Below are 14,295 nucleotides of genomic sequence, written 5' to 3' on the forward strand. Positions count from 1 at the left end.
TGACCGGGCGGGAGCACTCCGTGAGCAGTTCGTTGAGCCTGACCGTCCTCGGCGCGGGAACGCCCTACCCGCGCCCGGACAACGCCTGCTCGGGGTACCTGCTGCGGACCGAGGAGAACGCCGTGTGGGTCGACGCGGGCCCCGGCTCGCTGGCCAACCTCCAGCGGCACGTCTCCCCCGATCAGCTGACCGCGATCTGGATCTCGCACCTGCACGCCGACCACTTCGCCGACCTCGCCTCCGCCTACTACGCGCTGGCCTTCTCCGAGCTGCGCCCGCAGCGCCGCATCCCGGTCTACGGCCCCATCGGCTGGGGTGGGCGGCTCGAAGCGTTCCTGACGAACTCGCAGGTCGCCGCGATGAGCGCGGTCTTCGACGAGCACGAGCTGCACGACGGCCACCAGATCGACCTCGGTGACCTCCGCCTGACCAGCCGCGCCGTGCACCACGGCATCCCCGCGTTCGGGCTGCGCGCCGAGCACAACGGCAGGGTGCTGGCCTACTCCGGCGACACCGGCCCGTGCGCCGCGCTGGACGAGCTGGCCACGGGCGCCGACGTGCTGCTCTGCGAGGCCGACTCCGACGACCCGACCGAGGTCCACTGCACTCCGGAGGACGCCGGTGCGGCCGCGCGCCGTGGCGGGGCGAAGCGCTTGCTGATCACCCACGTCGGCCCCGCGATGACGCCGGAGGCAGCCGCCGAGCGCGCCGCGAAGGTCTTCGGCGGGCGCACGGCCGCGGTGTCGGACAACGATCTTTACGAACTGCGCTGAAGAGCCCTCGCCGAGCCGGGGCGCCTCGGTCTACGGTCGGTGCGTGGACACCGCCGCCCTCATCGACCAGCTCAAAGCCGCCGTCGGAGCAGACGGGGTGCTCACCGATCCGGACGTCACCACTGGCTACAGCCGCGACATGATGCCGCTGGCCCCCGTCGGCTCTCCGCTGGCCGTGGTGCTGCCCTCGGACACCGAGCAGGTGCGCCAGGTGGTCATGGCCTGCGCCGCCGCCGGGACGCCGATCGTGCCGCGCGGCGCGGGCAGCGGGCTCTCCGGAGCGGCCAATGCGATCGACGGCTGCGTGGTGCTGGTGACCACCAGGATGAACAAGATCGTCGAGATCGACGCGGAGAACCGGCTCGCCGTCGTCGAGCCCGGCGTGATCAACCTCGATCTCCGCCAGGCCGTGGAGAAGCACGGGCTGTTCTACCCGCCGGACCCGTCGAGCTACGACTGGTGCACGCTCGGCGGCAACCTCGCCACCAACGCGGGCGGCCTGTGCTGCGTGAAGTACGGCGTCACCACGGATTCCGTGCTGGGCCTGGAAGTCGTGCTCGCCAACGGCGACGTGCTGCGGACCGGGCGGCGCACGGTCAAGGGCGTCGCGGGCTACGACCTGACCAAGCTCTTCGTCGGCAGCGAGGGCACGCTCGGCGTGATCACCCAAGCCACCCTCGCGCTGCGCCCGCTGCCTCAGGCGCCCGGCACCATGGTCGCCTCGTTCTCCTCGACGGCCGCGGCCGGTGCGGCGGTGAGCCGGATCGTCCGCGAGGGCCTGGTCCCGTCGCTGATGGAGATCATGGACGCGGCCTCGATCAAGGCCGTCGAGCAGCACCTCAACACCGAGGTCGGCGCGGGCGCGGGCAGTGCCGCGCTGCTGATCTGCCAGTCCGACTCCGGCGGTGAGGCCGCGCTGCGCGAGCTGGCCGCGATCGAGCAGATCTGCACCGACTCCGGCGCCGACCTGGCGTACTCCACGACCGACCTCGAAGAGGGCCGGATGCTGCTGACCGCGCGGCGTGCGGTGCTCAACGCGCTGGAGGTCTACGGCTCCTGGCTGACCGACGACGTGTGCGTGCCCAGGACCCGCATCGGCGAGCTGATCAGCGGTTGCGAGGAGATCAGCGCGCGCTGCGGGCTGATGATCGCCGTCGTCGGCCACGCGGGCGACGGCAACATGCACCCGACGATCGTCTACGACGCGTCCTCGCCGGAGCAGTTCGCCAAGGCGCAGCAGGCCTTCGACGAGATCCTGGAGGTGGGCCTGCGCCTCGGCGGGACCGTCACCGGCGAGCACGGCGTCGGCAAGATCAAGCGCGAGTGGCTGGCCAAGGAGATCGGCCCGGTCGGCATCGAGGCGCACCGGGCGATCAAGAGGGCGCTCGACCCCGGGTCGGTGTTCAACCCGGGGTCGATGTTCGCCTGAGGTCCTCAGTCGGTCAGAGGTGCAGGGCGGGGTCGGTGACCAGCTCGGTGAGCTGTGCGGTGGTCAGCGCGATCTCCTTGCGGTTCGGCCCCTGGTGCTCGTCGAAGATCGGGTCGTAGTCGTAGGCCGAGGCCCACACCACGCTGCCGTCGAGGCGGTAGTGCAGCGCGCTCTCGATGTGCCGGGGTTCCTTGCCGGTCTCGATCCTGCTCACCGCGTTCAGCACCAGCGAGCCGTCCGCGAGCTTGGTCGCCGAGCAGGAGGCGGCGTTGTCGGCGCACCACTGGCGCGGCGACGGGGTGAAGTGGCCGGGCGCCTCGACCTGGTACGCCGTGGCGGTGCGGCCGATCTTGTCCTGGTAGATCGCCCACGTGGTCAGGTAGTCCTGGCCGTCCTCGATGACGCCCTCCCACTCCCCGCTCCACGGCGTGAACCGCAGGTCCTTGGCCTCGGTGACGACCTTCGGGAAGGACTGCGCCAGGCGCTCGCTCATCGCGGCGCCGAACTCACGCAGCTTCTCGGCGGAGTGCTTGGGCGGGACGACCCCGGCGGGCGGCCACGGGATGTCGGGCACCTCGCCGAAGCGGGTTGCTGGTGCGGGAACGTGGGGCGCGCGACCCGCGTCCACGCCGATCCGGGGCGCGGTCGAGTCGGCGGGAGCTGCGGAGGCGGGCGGGGTGAGCAGGGAGACCGCCGCGAGTGCGCCAAGCGCGCTGACCGCGAGACGGTGCCTCATCCTGGGCTTCATCTTGGTGATCACGCCCTACCTACGGGCGCGATCACCAAGGGGTTGCACGCTCAGTCGCGGTAGGTCTCGAAGACCTGAGTCTGGTCGGCGGACTCGCGGGCCGCGGCCTTCTTCTCCTTGCGCGCCTTGATCACCTCGATGATGATCGGCAGGATCGAGATGAACACGATGGCCAGCAGCACGGCCGTGAGGTTGTTCTTCACGAACGCGACCCCGCCGAGCGAGTAGCCGAGCACCGTGATGCCCGCGCCCCAGGCGATACCGCCGACGATCGAGTACGTGAAGTACTTCTTCGGCTCCATCCGGCCGACCCCGGCCAGCGCGGTGATGAACGTGCGCACCACCGGGACGAACCGGGAGAGCACGATCGCCCGCGCGCCGTACTTCTCGAAGAACTCGTGCGTCTTGTCGACGTAGTCCTTCTTGAAGATCTTGGAGTTCGGCTTGTCGAAGAGCGCCGGACCGGCCTTCCAGCCGATCGCGTAGCCGACGACGTTGCCGAGGATGCCCGCCAGCGTGATCAACAGGCAGACCAGCCAGATCGGCGTGTCGATCGCGCCGCTGGCCACGAACAGGCCCGCGACGAACAGCAGCGAGTCACCGGGCAGGAAGAATGCGAACAGACCGCATTCGGCGAAGACGATGAGGCAGATCCCCACGAGGGCGAAGTGACCCATCGACGTGATGATGTACTCGGGGTCGAGCCACTTGATGCCGAAGAGCGCCATCTCGGTCGTGGTGCTTGCGAGAGCGGGCAAAACGGTCGTCACGAGCGACCACGATACAGATTCGGGTCACAGCACGGACACGAGCCCGGCGACGGTCCCGACCGCCAGCCCGAGCAGCACCGCCAGCAGCAGCAGCGTCCGCGCCCGCAGCGGGGCCCGCTCGCCGTCCGTCCGCACGGTCGGCGGATCGGGGTCGACGCGCTCGGTCGGCCCGGTGCCCATGATCGCGCGCAGGGCGGCCTCGGTCGGCACACCGCTCGACCCGCTCGCCGGGGTGGAGGCGGCCTGTGCCCGCAGCGCTTCGGCTAGCAAGCGCTCCGGATCGTCTCCCTGGCCCATCCCTCCAAGGTAGCGGGGTCAGACCGCCGCCGTGTCCACCCACCCGCCGCGGTGCAGCACCGAACGCAGGCGCAGGTCGCCGTCCAGCACCACCAGGTCGGCGGCCAGCCCGGGGCGCAGCGCCCCGGTCTCCTCGGACAGCCCGAGCAGGCTCGCGGGGCGGGTGGAGCAGGCGAAGGCGGCGTCGGACACGCTCAGCCCGGCGTTGACCACGGCGTTGCGGAAGGCGGCGTCCATGGTCAGCGTGCTGCCCGCGAGCGAGCCCCCGGCCAGCGTCGGCACGCCATCGCGCACGGTCACCTGGAGTCCGCCCAGGTCGTAGACGCCGTCGCCGATGCCCGACGCGGAGATGGAGTCGGTGATCAAGACAGTCCGCCCAGCGCCCGCGTGCCGCGCGGCCAGCCGCACCGCGGTCGGGTGCAGGTGCACGAGGTCGCAGATCAGCTCGACGGTGACCCGCTCGTCGTCCAGCAGCGCGCCGATCGGTCCCGGCTCGCGGTGGTGCAACGGGCGCATGCCGTTGAACAGGTGCGTCGCCACCGTGGCTCCGGCGTCCACAGCAGGCCTGACCTGCGCTTCCGTGGCGTCGGTGTGCCCGATCGCCGCGATCACGCCGTTGTCGGCGAGCAGCCGCACCGCCTCGACCGCGCCGTCCAGCTCGGGCGCGAGCGTGATCATCCGGACCGCGCCGTCCCCGGCTTCGAGCAGCGTCCGCACCGAGTCGCGGTCCGGCGCGCGCAGCAACGCGGGGTCGTGCGCTCCGCAGCGCGCGGCGGAGAGGAACGGTCCCTCCAGGTGCACGCCCGCGACCAGGCCGTCCCTGGTGGCCTCGGCGAGCGCGGCGACCTGTTTGGCCAGCTCGGGGATCTCGCCGGTGACCAGGCTGGCCAGCATGGTGGTCGTGCCGTGCTTGCGGTGCGCGGCCACGGCGTGCGCGATCCGGTCGCCGTCGAGGGTGGAGAAGGACTCGCCGCCGCCCCCGTGGCAGTGGATGTCGACGAAGCCCGGGACGATCCAGCGGCCGCTGACGTCCACCACGTCCTCGCCCGGCAGCTCCGGCCCGGTCCCGGCGCCGAGCGCGGCGATCCGCTCGCCCTGCACGCGCAGCCACCCGGGGTCGAGCACCCCGTCCGGTGTGACGACCCTGCCTCCCACGAGCTTCATCGGCCCTCCCGCGCTTCGATGGCCATCAGCGCCGCCCCGAGGCACCCGGCCTGGTCGCCCAGCGCGGCCCGTCGCAGTTCGGGCCGCCGCTGGATGGTGATCAGCTCGTCCAGCCGCGCCCCGAGCGGCCCGGTCAGCAGCTCCCCGGCCAGGGCCAGCCCACCGCCGAGCACGACGGCCTGCGGGGCGAACAGCGTCGCGAGCTGGGTGATCGCCCTGGCCAGCGCGTCGACCGCCTCGCCCCAGACCAGCTTGGCGTCGGCGTCGCCGGCCCGCAGCGCGGTGGCCACGTCGACCGCTCCGCCGACCGCGCGCCCGCTGCGCTCGGTGTAGCGGCGGGCGACGGCCGAGGAGGAGGCGATGAGTTCGAGGCAGCCGCGCTGCCCGCACGCGCAGTCCGGCCCGTCGGCGATCACCAGGTGGCCGATCTCCCCGGCGTAGCCGCCGCCGGAGTGCGGCCGCCCACCGATGATCAGCGCGCCCGCGATGCCGGTGCCGATCGGCAGCACGACCAGGTCGTCGAAGCCCTGACCGGCGCCGAGCCGCGCTTCGGCGAGCCCGCCCGCGCGCACGTCGTGGCCGAAGGCCAGCGGCCCGGGGATCGCGGCGGCGAGCGCTTCGCCGAAGGGGTAGTCCCGCCAGCCGAGGTTCGCCGAGAACACCCCGATCCGCCGCTCGTCGTCGACGATGCCGGGCACCACGACGCCGACCGCTTCCGGGTTCTCGCCCTCGCTGAGCACGGCGACGATGTCGGCGACCTCCGCGACCACGGCCTCAGCCGTCGCGGTCCCGTCGGCGAGCTTCGGCGTGGCCCGGCGCAGCTGCCGGAGCACGGACGGCACCGGGCCGCGCGTCAGGGCTGCCTTGATCTCGGTACCGCCGACGTCGACCGCGACGACCGCATGGGAGCTGGACACCCTGGCATCCTGCGGTACCGGGCGGTGCTTGGTCTAGACCTTTCCCAGCGACCTCAGGTCTTGATGATCTTCTGGAGCGCGTCGAGGGCCCTGCTCGCGGTGGACTTCACCGTGCCGCGCGAGATGCCGGTGGACTCGGCGATCTCCGCCTCGGACATCCCACCGTAGTAACGCAGCACCAGCACCTCTCGCTGGCGCGGCGGCAGCTGGCCGAGCGCGGCGACCACGGCCTGGTGCTCGGCGGTGAGCATGGCCAGCGACTCCGCCGACCTGGCGTTGATCATGTGCGGCGGCTGGTACTCGCGGGCGGTCTTGCGGCGGCGCAGCACGGAGCGGCTGCCGTTGACCACGGCGGTGCGCAGGTAGCCGACGGCCGCGGCGCCGTCGCGCAGGCCGGACCAGTTGCGGTAGAGCCCGGTGAACGCCTCCTGGACCACGTCCTCCGCGGTCGCGGCGTCGTCGACGAGCAGGACGGCGAGGCGGACCAGGCGCATCCGGTGCTGGCGGTAGAGGTCCTCCAGCGTGAGGGTGCTCCCGCCGGGGCGGTCATCGGGGTCGAGCGCCCTGATGTGGCCGAGTGTCCGCTCAACCGTCTGCTCGACGGTGACCGGCCTCGGACCGGATTGTTGACCCAGGCCCCGCGCGTCGTCCCCTACCACGCGACGACCGTACCGAGGTTGGTCACCTCCGTGGCAACCAGCTTGGGAGAAGTCCCAGAAAACGTGACCTTCCACAGTCAATCGATCACGGAGCGCAGTGGTCTAGCGTTCGGCGGGAGATCATCCGAGGTAGGAGGGCCGTCATGGCGCGCTTCGTCGTGCAGTGGGAGTACAGCGCGGACAAGGACACGCGGTACGCCGCCCGCCCCGAGCACCGGGCGCACCTCGGTGCGCTCGCCGAGCGCGGGACCGTGCTCGCCGCCGGGCCGCTGGCCGACGACACCGGCGGCATCGTGGTCTTCGACACCGCGGACGCCGATGAGCTCAACGGCCACCTCGCCGCTGATCCGTACACCAAGGCGGGCGTGATCGTGAAGACCACCGTGACCGAGTGGAACCCGGCCCTCGGCGCCTGGCTCTCCTAGCTCCAGCACGTTCATGCCAGCGCCTCCCTGAGCGCGGTCCGCATCCGGTGCAGCCGTGCGCCGACCGCGCCCTCGGAGCTGTGCAGGATCGTCGCGATCTCCCGGTGCCGGAAGTGCTCGTGCACCTTGAGGTGCCAGACCAGCTGGTCGGTGCTCGGCAGCCGGGAGAACGCGCGCCGCACCCTGCTGAGCGCTTCGCCCGCCGTCACCACCTCGGCCGGATCGCACGCGTTCGACAGGGATTCCCGTCGTGCCCGCGATTCCCATGGGACTTCCGCCCATTTCTTCTTCGCCCGCAGCAGGGCGTAGCACTCGCGCCGCACAATCGTCGCGAGCCAGTGGCCCACGGCATCGGGATCGCTGAGCTGGTGGCGTTTTCGCCAGGCCCGCAGATATGCGGTCTGCACGGCGTCCTCGGCGTCGTACCGGTCCCCGGTGATGGCCCTCGCGATCGCCAGCGCGCCCGGCCGGAAGCGGATCATGCTCGCCGTGAAGTTCACGTCAAAGGTGTCGTCCGACATCTGCCACCGTCCCCACATCGGGGTGTTCCGCCCCGTGTTCCCCTGTTTTCACACGAGGGAGACGCTATTTTCCGGCGGGGGGCGAACCAATGGGCTCAAGTGCCCATTGCGCTGGTGGGAGGCTCGACGTAGCCTGACGCCCCCTCGTGGGGAGGTGGGGATGCGCGACGATCAGATCGCTTTCCTGATCGAGGCTGGCGCCGTGCTCGGCGGCTCCGCCGGCTCCTCGGAGAAGGCGCAGGAAATTCTCGCGGGCCTGCGCAAGGTCGTTCCCTTCGCGGCGTCCAGCCTCTCGACTTTCCATGGTTTCGACGTCGACCACAAGTCGCTCGTCAACATCGACTACCCGGCGCACGTGCTGGATCACCTCGATTCGTGGTTCGTGCGCAACGATCCCGCGTACGAGCACATGCGGAAGGTGAACAACCGGCCGCTGCGCTGGCGGGACACGCCTTTTCCGTACCGGGAGACGTTTTCCGCGCAGGAGGTGTTCCTGCCGGCCGGGTTCACCGAGGGCGTCACCGTTTGCCTCTACAACCGGCTCGGCGTCTACACCGGCAACCTGCACATCTCCACCGACGACGCCCGCCACCCGGCCGACTCCGACGTCGCGGTGCTGGTCGCCATGCAGTCCATGCTCGGTGGGCTGGTCGACCGCACGCGCTCCTTCCCGCCGCCGGTGTGGGAGGTCGACGACGCGGTGAACACCGTCTGCTTCTACCCCGGCCCGGTGATCGAGGGCGTGCCCGGCAGGCCGATCGGCCCGCACCTCGCCGAGGGATCGCCGCTGGTCAGGATGCTGCTGGCGCGCTACGCGAGGCAGCAGCTGCCGCAGCGGTTCTGGTGGCACTCCGGCGGCGGTGTGCTGCACGCGATCACCACGACGCGGTGGGATGACCGCGTGCTCGTGCTGGAGGAGGCCGCCGAACCGCCTTTCGGGCTGAGCGTGCGCGAGCTGGAGGTGCTGACCCTGCTCGTCGACGGCCGCACCAACGTCCAGGTCGCCACCGCGCTGCTGATCTCGCCGAAGACCGTCGCCAAGCACGTCGAGCGCGTGCTGCACAAGATGGACGTGCGCAGTCGCACCGAGGCCGCCGTCCGCGCGCAACGCGCCGGGCTGGTCCTGCTCAGCGAGTGAGAGCTAGTCCTCCGGCGGCCAGCGCTTGATGAAGGCGAGCACCATCTTCCCCTGGTCGGTCAGCTCGCGGCCCTTGCCCTTGCACGGCTCGCATGCGGGGTGGGTGTTGGCGGTGATGTAGGCCCTGGTGATCACCGAGTCGCCCTCGCGCAGCTGGAGGTACTCGACGTAGTTGAGCACCTCGTCGTCACCGCGGTCGGCCGCGTACTGCTTCAGCTCGTCCCACTCGTCGGCGATCTCGTTGATCTTCGCGGCGACCGGGGGCGCCAGCAGGAACCGCTCGGCGCGCCTGCGCTTGCGGAAGGCCTCCTCGCCGATGTGCTCGATCCCCGGCTCGGTGTTCTTCCCGCTGCCCTCGCAGACCGGGCACGGAACGTCCAACACCAGCTCCACCGCAGTGCCTCCCCGATGTGACTGCTCGTGCCCGAGAGGCTACTGAGGGTCGGCTTCCCGTGGTGCCCGGCGCACCCGTTGGTGTGCCGGAATCTGCCGGAAACCCTGGCGTTGACATCGGCGTCAAGGTCTAGCGTCGCCGAGCGGGAGGCGGACAGATGCGCATCGGAGAACTCGCCGACAAGGTCGGCACCAGCACCAGGTCCCTGCGCTACTACGAGAGCCAGGGCCTGCTCGGTGCCAGGCGCAGCGCCAACGGCTACCGCGACTACGACGAGCTGGACCTGCGGGTCGCCCGCGAGATCCGCTCGCTGCTGGACATCGGCTTCGCGCTGGAGGAGACCCGGCCGTTCGTCGCGTGCCTGCGCGCGGGCAACTCCGCGGGCGACGCGTGCCCGGACGCGGTCGCGGTCTACCGCCGCAAGATCGAGGAGATCGACGACTGCGTCGAGCGCCTGCACGCCGTCCGCTCCCACCTGGAGGGCCAGCTCGAACGGGCCAAGGAGCACAAGGAGAAGACATGTCCGCGCCTGCGCAGGAACACCTGACCGCCGTCACCGACGCGAGCTTCGATGAGGTCGTGCTCGGCAGCGACCTGCCCGTGGTGGTCGACTTCTGGGCCACCTGGTGCCCGCCGTGCCGGATGATCGCGCCGGTGCTCGCCGAGATCGCCGCCGAGCACGCCGGCAAGGTGCGCGTGGTCAAGCTCAACTACGACGAGAACCCCGTGGTCGGCGCCCGATACGCGGTCATGTCGCTGCCCACCCTGCTGGTCTTCGAGGGCGGCGAACTCGTCCGCGGGGTCGTCGGCGCCAAGCCCAAGACGAGGCTGCTCAAGGAGCTGGGCATCACCGACTGAAAGGTGAACAAGAACCAACGAACGGCCCTGCCAGCACGCCGAGATCACGAATTAGCGTCGAAGCCATCGGCCACCTGAGGACCCCGCTTTCCCTGCAACAGCAAGGAGAACTCAGAAAATGGCACTCTCACACCTTCGACGCGCGGTGATCGGTCTCGTCGTGGCCATGCCACTGGCGGCGGGCATGCAGGTCGCCGCGTCGGCGGCCCCCGCGGCCCGCACGGTCTACTTCGACAACAGCCAGGCAGGCGAGTTCGCCAAGGCCTGGGAGGACGCCGCCGTCGTCTGGAACAACAGCGTCAAGAACGTGAAGCTGGCCAAGGGCACGGCGGCCAACTCCTCCATCAAGATCCTGGTCGACAACGGCTGGCCGCGCGCGCAGCCGGGCCGCCTGGGCTCCGGCACCGTCTGGATGGGCCGCACCGCGGTCAACCAGGGCTATTACGTGCCGCGCATCGCCACCCACGAGCTGGGCCACATCCTCGGCTTGCCGGACCGCAAGCCCGGTCCGTGCTCCAGCCTGATGTCCGGCAGCACCGGCGGCGTCAGCTGCAAGAGCGTCCCGCCGAACGCCGCCGAGGCGGCCGAGGTGGACCGCAACTTCGCGGGCTCGCGGACCGCGGCGGCCTAGCCCCACCACACGTGACGGCGGGATCGGCCCGACTCCGGTCCCGCCGTTTACGCTGCCCGGATGGAGTTCTCCGTCGGCGGGTTCCCTTTCGCGGTGCACGTCGTGTTCTCCGCCGACCGCCTCGCCGGGCTCGATGACGCCGACCTCGTCGACGAGATCGCCGACCCCGAGGCCGACGCGACCGTGTTCCTGCTCGCCGGTCGCGCCGACGCGTGGCCCTCGCTCGGCCTCCGCGTCGCGTACGCCCCTTCCACCGGCGGTTTCCCCTTCGCCGTGCACGTGGTCCCGGAGACCGGCGTCCTCTTCGTCGGCGCCGGGCGCGGTGTGCACGCGTACCGGCTCGACCCGCCGCGCCCGCTGTGGCACGCCGAGACCGACTGCGGCTTCTGGGGGTGGTCCCAGCACGGTGACGTCGTGCTGATGTCCGCCGAACTCGAACTCGCCGCGTGGACGGCCGAGGGCGACAAGCTGTGGTCGACCTTCGTCGAGCCCCCGTGGTCCTTCGCGGTCGACGACGGCGTGGTGTCGCTCGACGTGATGGGCGAGCTGAGCGCGTTCCCCGTTCTCGGCGGGCCGAGTGTGACCGGCGTCTCTTAGGCTCCGCGATGAGTTCGTCCGCTCCGCGCGGTCCAACCATCAACCGAGCGCAGGAGGAACGCGTGGCACAGCTGCTGAAAGTCCAGAACTTCAACGTCTCCCGGGACGGTTTCGGCGCCGGTGAGGGCCAGAGCCTGGAGCGGCCGTTCGGCTCGGCCGACCCCGGCACCATGTTCTCGTGGGCGGGCGCGACGGCGAGCTGGCCCAACCGCACCGACCCCGGCGGCAGCCGAGGGCTGGACGACTACCTCACCCGCGACTTCGCCAACAACATCGGCGCGGAGATCATGGGGCGCAACAAGTTCAGCCCGCACCGGGGCCCGTGGGATGACCACTCCTGGCAGGGCTGGTGGGGCGAGGAGCCGCCGTTCCACACGCCGGTCTTCGTGATGACCCACCACGTGCGGCCGTCGTTCACCCTCTCCGACACCACCTTCCACTTCGTCGACAGCGACCCCGAGACCGTGCTGAAGCAGGCCAAAGAAGCCGCGCAGGGCAAGGACGTCCGGCTAGGCGGCGGTGCGGCCACCATCCGGCAGTTCCTGGACGCCGACCTCGTCGACACGCTGCACGTCGCGGTCTCGCCGCAGGTGGAGATCGGCGCGGGCTCGCGGCTGTGGACCTCCTCCGACGAGCTGCTGGACCGCTTCCACCGCGACGTCGTGCCGAGCCCGAGCGGAGTGGAGCACCACCTCTTCTGGCGCAGGTGACGGGCGTTCTTGATCGATGTGGTCGGTGTGTGAGGGCGGTTACCGCACCGCCTCGTAGGATGCAGCGGAGACGGCGTCGCCCCGAGCCAGCAGAACGCCCACGAGGAGGACGTTTCCATGCCGATCGCAACCCCCGAGGTCTACGGCGAGATGCTCGACCGGGCCAAGGCGAACGAGTTCGCCTACCCCGCGATCAACGTGACCTCGTCGGAGACCCTGAACGCGGCACTGCGCGGATTCGCCGAGGCGGAGAGCGACGGCATCGTGCAGATCTCCACGGGCGGCGCGGAGTTCCTGTCCGGCACCAAGGTCAAGGACATGGTCACCGGCGCCGTCGCGCTGGCGGAGTTCGCGCACGTGGTGGCCGAGAAGTACCCGGTCAACATCGCGCTGCACACCGACCACTGCCCCAAGGACAAGCTGGACGGCTTCGTCCGCCCGCTGATCGCGGTCTCCGAGGAGCGCGTGGCCAAGGGCCTCAACCCGCTGTTCCAGTCGCACATGTGGGACGGCTCGGCGGTCGCGCTCGACGAGAACCTGACGATCGCCACCGAACTGCTCGACCGCGCCTACAAGGCCAAGATCATCCTTGAGCTGGAGGTCGGCGTCGTCGGCGGCGAGGAGGACGGTGTCGACAACGAGATCAACGACAAGCTCTACACCTCCGCCGAGGACTACCTGAAGACCGTCGAGGCGCTCGGCGCCGGGGAGAACGGCCGCTACCTGCTGGCCGCGACCTTCGGCAACGTGCACGGCGTCTACAAGCCGGGCAACGTCAAGCTGCGCCCGGAGATCCTCAAGCAGGGCCAGGACGTCGTGGCGGAGAAGCTGGGCCTGCCCGCCGGCTCCAAGCCCTTCGACCTCGTCTTCCACGGCGGCTCCGGCTCGCTGCTGGAGGAGATCCACGAGGCGCTGTCCTACGGCGTCATCAAGATGAACATCGACACCGACACCCAGTACGCCTTCACCCGCCCGATCGCCGCGCACATGTTCGGCAACTACGACGGCGTGCTGAAGATCGACGGCGAGGTCGGCAACAAGAAGGTCTACGACCCGCGCAGCTACCTCAAGGCCGCCGAGCAGGGCATGGCCGCCCGCATCGCGCACGCCTGCGAGAACCTGAAGTCCGCTGGCCGCATGATCGCGGGCTGACCCGCACCCCCGCTCCGCAGAACGGCCCGGCACCCGCGACGGGGTGCCGGGCCGTCGCGCGTTCGGGGCAGGGGGCGCCGGGTGGCACGATGGTGCGATGAGCTTGCACGGCAACCTCCTCGGTCCCGACCCCACCGCGCTTCCGGAGCTCCCGGTCCCGCAGGCCGCCCTCGACAGCGGCACCGACCCGGCGCAGGTCGCGCGCGAGCACCCGTACTTCAGCGCCGCGTGGGCCGCGCTCGCGGAGCGCTCCCTGGACGCGGGCGACCCGGTCGCCGCCTACGCCTACGCGCGCACCGGCTACCACCGCGGGCTGGACCAGCTCCGCCGCGCCGGGTGGAAGGGCTTCGGCCCGGTGCCGTTCAGCCACGCGCCGAACCAGGGCTTCCTGCGCGCGCTGGCCGCGCTCGCCCGCGCCGCCGGGGAGATCGGCGAGACGGAGGAGTTCGACCGCTGCCGCACCTTCCTCGCCGACAGCGACCCCAAGGCGCCCGCCGAGCTCGGGCTGGCCTAGGCGAATGAGTCAGATGGGCGGCGCCAACGACTACGTCTTCCAGACCCGCTGGGTGGTGCCGGGCAGCACCGTCGGCGAGATCCGCGACGTGCTCAGCGATCCGCGCGAGCTGCCGAGGTGGTGGCCGGCGGTCTACCGCGAGGTCGTCGCCGTCGAGCGCGGTGACGACAACGGCGTCGGCGCCGCCTTCGACCTGTTCACCAACGGCTGGCTGCCGTACACGCTGCGCTGGCGGCTGACCGTGGCCGCGCACGGCGAGGACGGCTCGGCCTTCACCGGGCGCGGCGACCTGACCGGGCGCGGTGAGTGGCACTACGAGCAGCAGGGCGGCGACGTGCTCGTCGTCTTCGACTGGGTGGTGCGGGCCGACCGGCCGTTGCTGCGGCACGGTTCCGTGCTGTTCAAGCCCGCGCTGTCGGCCAATCACAACTGGGCGATGCGGATGGGCGAGCGCAGCCTGCTGCTGGAGCTGGACCGCCGTCGCGGGCGGAACGTGCCCGCTCCGCCGACCGCGCCCCGCTGGCCGATCATCGGCGCCGGTGTGGCGCTCGTCCTGGGCATTGCTGTGGCTCTTTCGCGTTCAAGGAGACAGCATTAG

Annotated in this window: 20 protein-coding genes; 12 read left to right on the top strand and 8 right to left on the bottom strand. The window is 70.9% G+C overall.

All coding sequences use genetic code 11. From position 1 onward, the window contains the following. Positions 1–20 precede the first annotated feature (20 nt). Together CCN37_RS14760 and CCN37_RS14765 are read left to right on the top strand one after the other, a co-directional pair. Complete coding sequence (locus tag CCN37_RS14760; protein ID WP_210408026.1) at positions 21–773, top strand: MBL fold metallo-hydrolase; 753 nt, start codon at positions 21–23, stop codon at positions 771–773. Between the two features lie 43 nt (positions 774–816). Continuing rightward, positions 817–2,202 carry an FAD-binding oxidoreductase gene (locus CCN37_RS14765; RefSeq protein WP_086821337.1) on the top strand — a complete coding sequence of 462 codons (1,386 nt, stop codon included), beginning with the start codon at positions 817–819 and terminating at the stop codon, positions 2,200–2,202. Positions 2,203–2,215: 13 nt separating this feature from the next. Here the strand turns inward: CCN37_RS14765 and CCN37_RS14770 are convergent, their stop codons facing one another. From CCN37_RS14770 to CCN37_RS14795, 6 genes are all read right to left on the bottom strand, one after another. Next, on the bottom strand, positions 2,216–2,962 hold the full coding sequence (locus CCN37_RS14770; RefSeq protein WP_086821338.1) for a hypothetical protein: 747 nt from the start codon (positions 2,960–2,962) through the stop codon (positions 2,216–2,218). A gap of 38 nt (positions 2,963–3,000) precedes the next feature. Next, positions 3,001–3,678: a VTT domain-containing protein gene (locus CCN37_RS14775; RefSeq protein ID WP_210408031.1), complete on the bottom strand. Its 678-nt coding sequence runs from the start codon at positions 3,676–3,678 to the stop codon at positions 3,001–3,003. A 66-nt stretch (positions 3,679–3,744) separates the two neighbouring features. Next, positions 3,745–4,017 carry a hypothetical protein gene (locus CCN37_RS14780; RefSeq protein ID WP_086821339.1) on the bottom strand — a complete coding sequence of 91 codons (273 nt, stop codon included), beginning with the start codon at positions 4,015–4,017 and terminating at the stop codon, positions 3,745–3,747. A gap of 18 nt (positions 4,018–4,035) precedes the next feature. Then, positions 4,036–5,181 carry an N-acetylglucosamine-6-phosphate deacetylase gene (nagA, locus tag CCN37_RS14785; RefSeq protein WP_086821340.1) on the bottom strand — a complete coding sequence of 382 codons (1,146 nt, stop codon included), beginning with the start codon at positions 5,179–5,181 and terminating at the stop codon, positions 4,036–4,038. Continuing rightward, complete coding sequence (locus CCN37_RS14790) at positions 5,178–6,098, bottom strand: ROK family protein (RefSeq protein ID WP_086821341.1); 921 nt, start codon at positions 6,096–6,098, stop codon at positions 5,178–5,180. Before CCN37_RS14790 ends, nagA begins: the two co-directional genes overlap by 4 nt. Positions 6,099–6,151: 53 nt before the next feature. Continuing rightward, on the bottom strand, positions 6,152–6,757 hold the full coding sequence (locus tag CCN37_RS14795; RefSeq protein WP_086821342.1) for a SigE family RNA polymerase sigma factor: 606 nt from the start codon (positions 6,755–6,757) through the stop codon (positions 6,152–6,154). A 143-nt stretch (positions 6,758–6,900) separates the two neighbouring features. On the opposite strand from CCN37_RS14795, the gene CCN37_RS14800 reads away from it, so the two are divergent. Further along, positions 6,901–7,182: a YciI family protein gene (locus CCN37_RS14800; RefSeq protein WP_086821343.1), complete on the top strand. Its 282-nt coding sequence runs from the start codon at positions 6,901–6,903 to the stop codon at positions 7,180–7,182. Positions 7,183–7,193: 11 nt separating this feature from the next. Here the strand turns inward: CCN37_RS14800 and CCN37_RS14805 are convergent, their stop codons facing one another. Further along, positions 7,194–7,703: an RNA polymerase sigma factor gene (locus tag CCN37_RS14805; RefSeq protein ID WP_168200674.1), complete on the bottom strand. Its 510-nt coding sequence runs from the start codon at positions 7,701–7,703 to the stop codon at positions 7,194–7,196. Positions 7,704–7,863: 160 nt separating this feature from the next. Here CCN37_RS14805 and CCN37_RS14810 point away from each other — a divergent pair, with 160 nt between their 5' ends. Then, a complete protein-coding gene (locus CCN37_RS14810) occupies positions 7,864–8,841 on the top strand; it encodes a response regulator transcription factor (protein ID WP_168200675.1) in 978 nt (325 codons plus the stop codon). Between the two features lie 3 nt (positions 8,842–8,844). Here the strand turns inward: CCN37_RS14810 and CCN37_RS14815 are convergent, their stop codons facing one another. Continuing rightward, entirely contained in the window at positions 8,845–9,234 is a 390-nt protein-coding gene (locus CCN37_RS14815) for a hypothetical protein (RefSeq protein ID WP_086821345.1), read from the bottom strand. Positions 9,235–9,392: 158 nt separating this feature from the next. Here CCN37_RS14815 and CCN37_RS14820 point away from each other — a divergent pair, with 158 nt between their 5' ends. The 8 genes from CCN37_RS14820 (at position 9,393) to CCN37_RS14855 (ending at position 14,295) form a co-directional block, all read left to right on the top strand. Next, a complete protein-coding gene (locus tag CCN37_RS14820; protein WP_086821346.1) occupies positions 9,393–9,782 on the top strand; it encodes a MerR family transcriptional regulator in 390 nt (129 codons plus the stop codon). Continuing rightward, a complete protein-coding gene (gene trxA, locus CCN37_RS14825) occupies positions 9,755–10,093 on the top strand; it encodes a thioredoxin (protein ID WP_086821347.1) in 339 nt (112 codons plus the stop codon). Before CCN37_RS14820 ends, trxA begins: the two co-directional genes overlap by 28 nt. 118 nt (positions 10,094–10,211) lie before the next feature. Beyond that, the gene (locus CCN37_RS14830) at positions 10,212–10,724 is read left to right on the top strand and encodes a snapalysin family zinc-dependent metalloprotease (RefSeq protein ID WP_086821348.1); all 513 of its coding nucleotides are present in this window, start codon (positions 10,212–10,214) and stop codon (positions 10,722–10,724) included. Between the two features lie 60 nt (positions 10,725–10,784). After that, the gene (locus CCN37_RS14835; RefSeq protein WP_086821349.1) at positions 10,785–11,321 is read left to right on the top strand and encodes a hypothetical protein; all 537 of its coding nucleotides are present in this window, start codon (positions 10,785–10,787) and stop codon (positions 11,319–11,321) included. Between the two features lie 62 nt (positions 11,322–11,383). Continuing rightward, on the top strand, positions 11,384–12,031 hold the full coding sequence (locus CCN37_RS14840; RefSeq protein ID WP_086821350.1) for a dihydrofolate reductase family protein: 648 nt from the start codon (positions 11,384–11,386) through the stop codon (positions 12,029–12,031). A gap of 117 nt (positions 12,032–12,148) precedes the next feature. After that, entirely contained in the window at positions 12,149–13,183 is a 1,035-nt protein-coding gene (fbaA, locus tag CCN37_RS14845; protein WP_086821351.1) for a class II fructose-bisphosphate aldolase, read from the top strand. A gap of 97 nt (positions 13,184–13,280) precedes the next feature. Beyond that, positions 13,281–13,697, top strand: coding sequence for a DUF3151 domain-containing protein (locus CCN37_RS14850; protein WP_168200677.1), 417 nt, complete (start codon positions 13,281–13,283; stop codon positions 13,695–13,697). Between the two features lie 4 nt (positions 13,698–13,701). Then, positions 13,702–14,295: a hypothetical protein gene (locus CCN37_RS14855; RefSeq protein WP_210408027.1), complete on the top strand. Its 594-nt coding sequence runs from the start codon at positions 13,702–13,704 to the stop codon at positions 14,293–14,295.

Source organism: Allokutzneria sp. NRRL B-24872 (assembly GCF_002155965.1).
Taxonomy (GTDB): Bacteria; Actinomycetota; Actinomycetes; order Mycobacteriales; family Pseudonocardiaceae; genus Allokutzneria.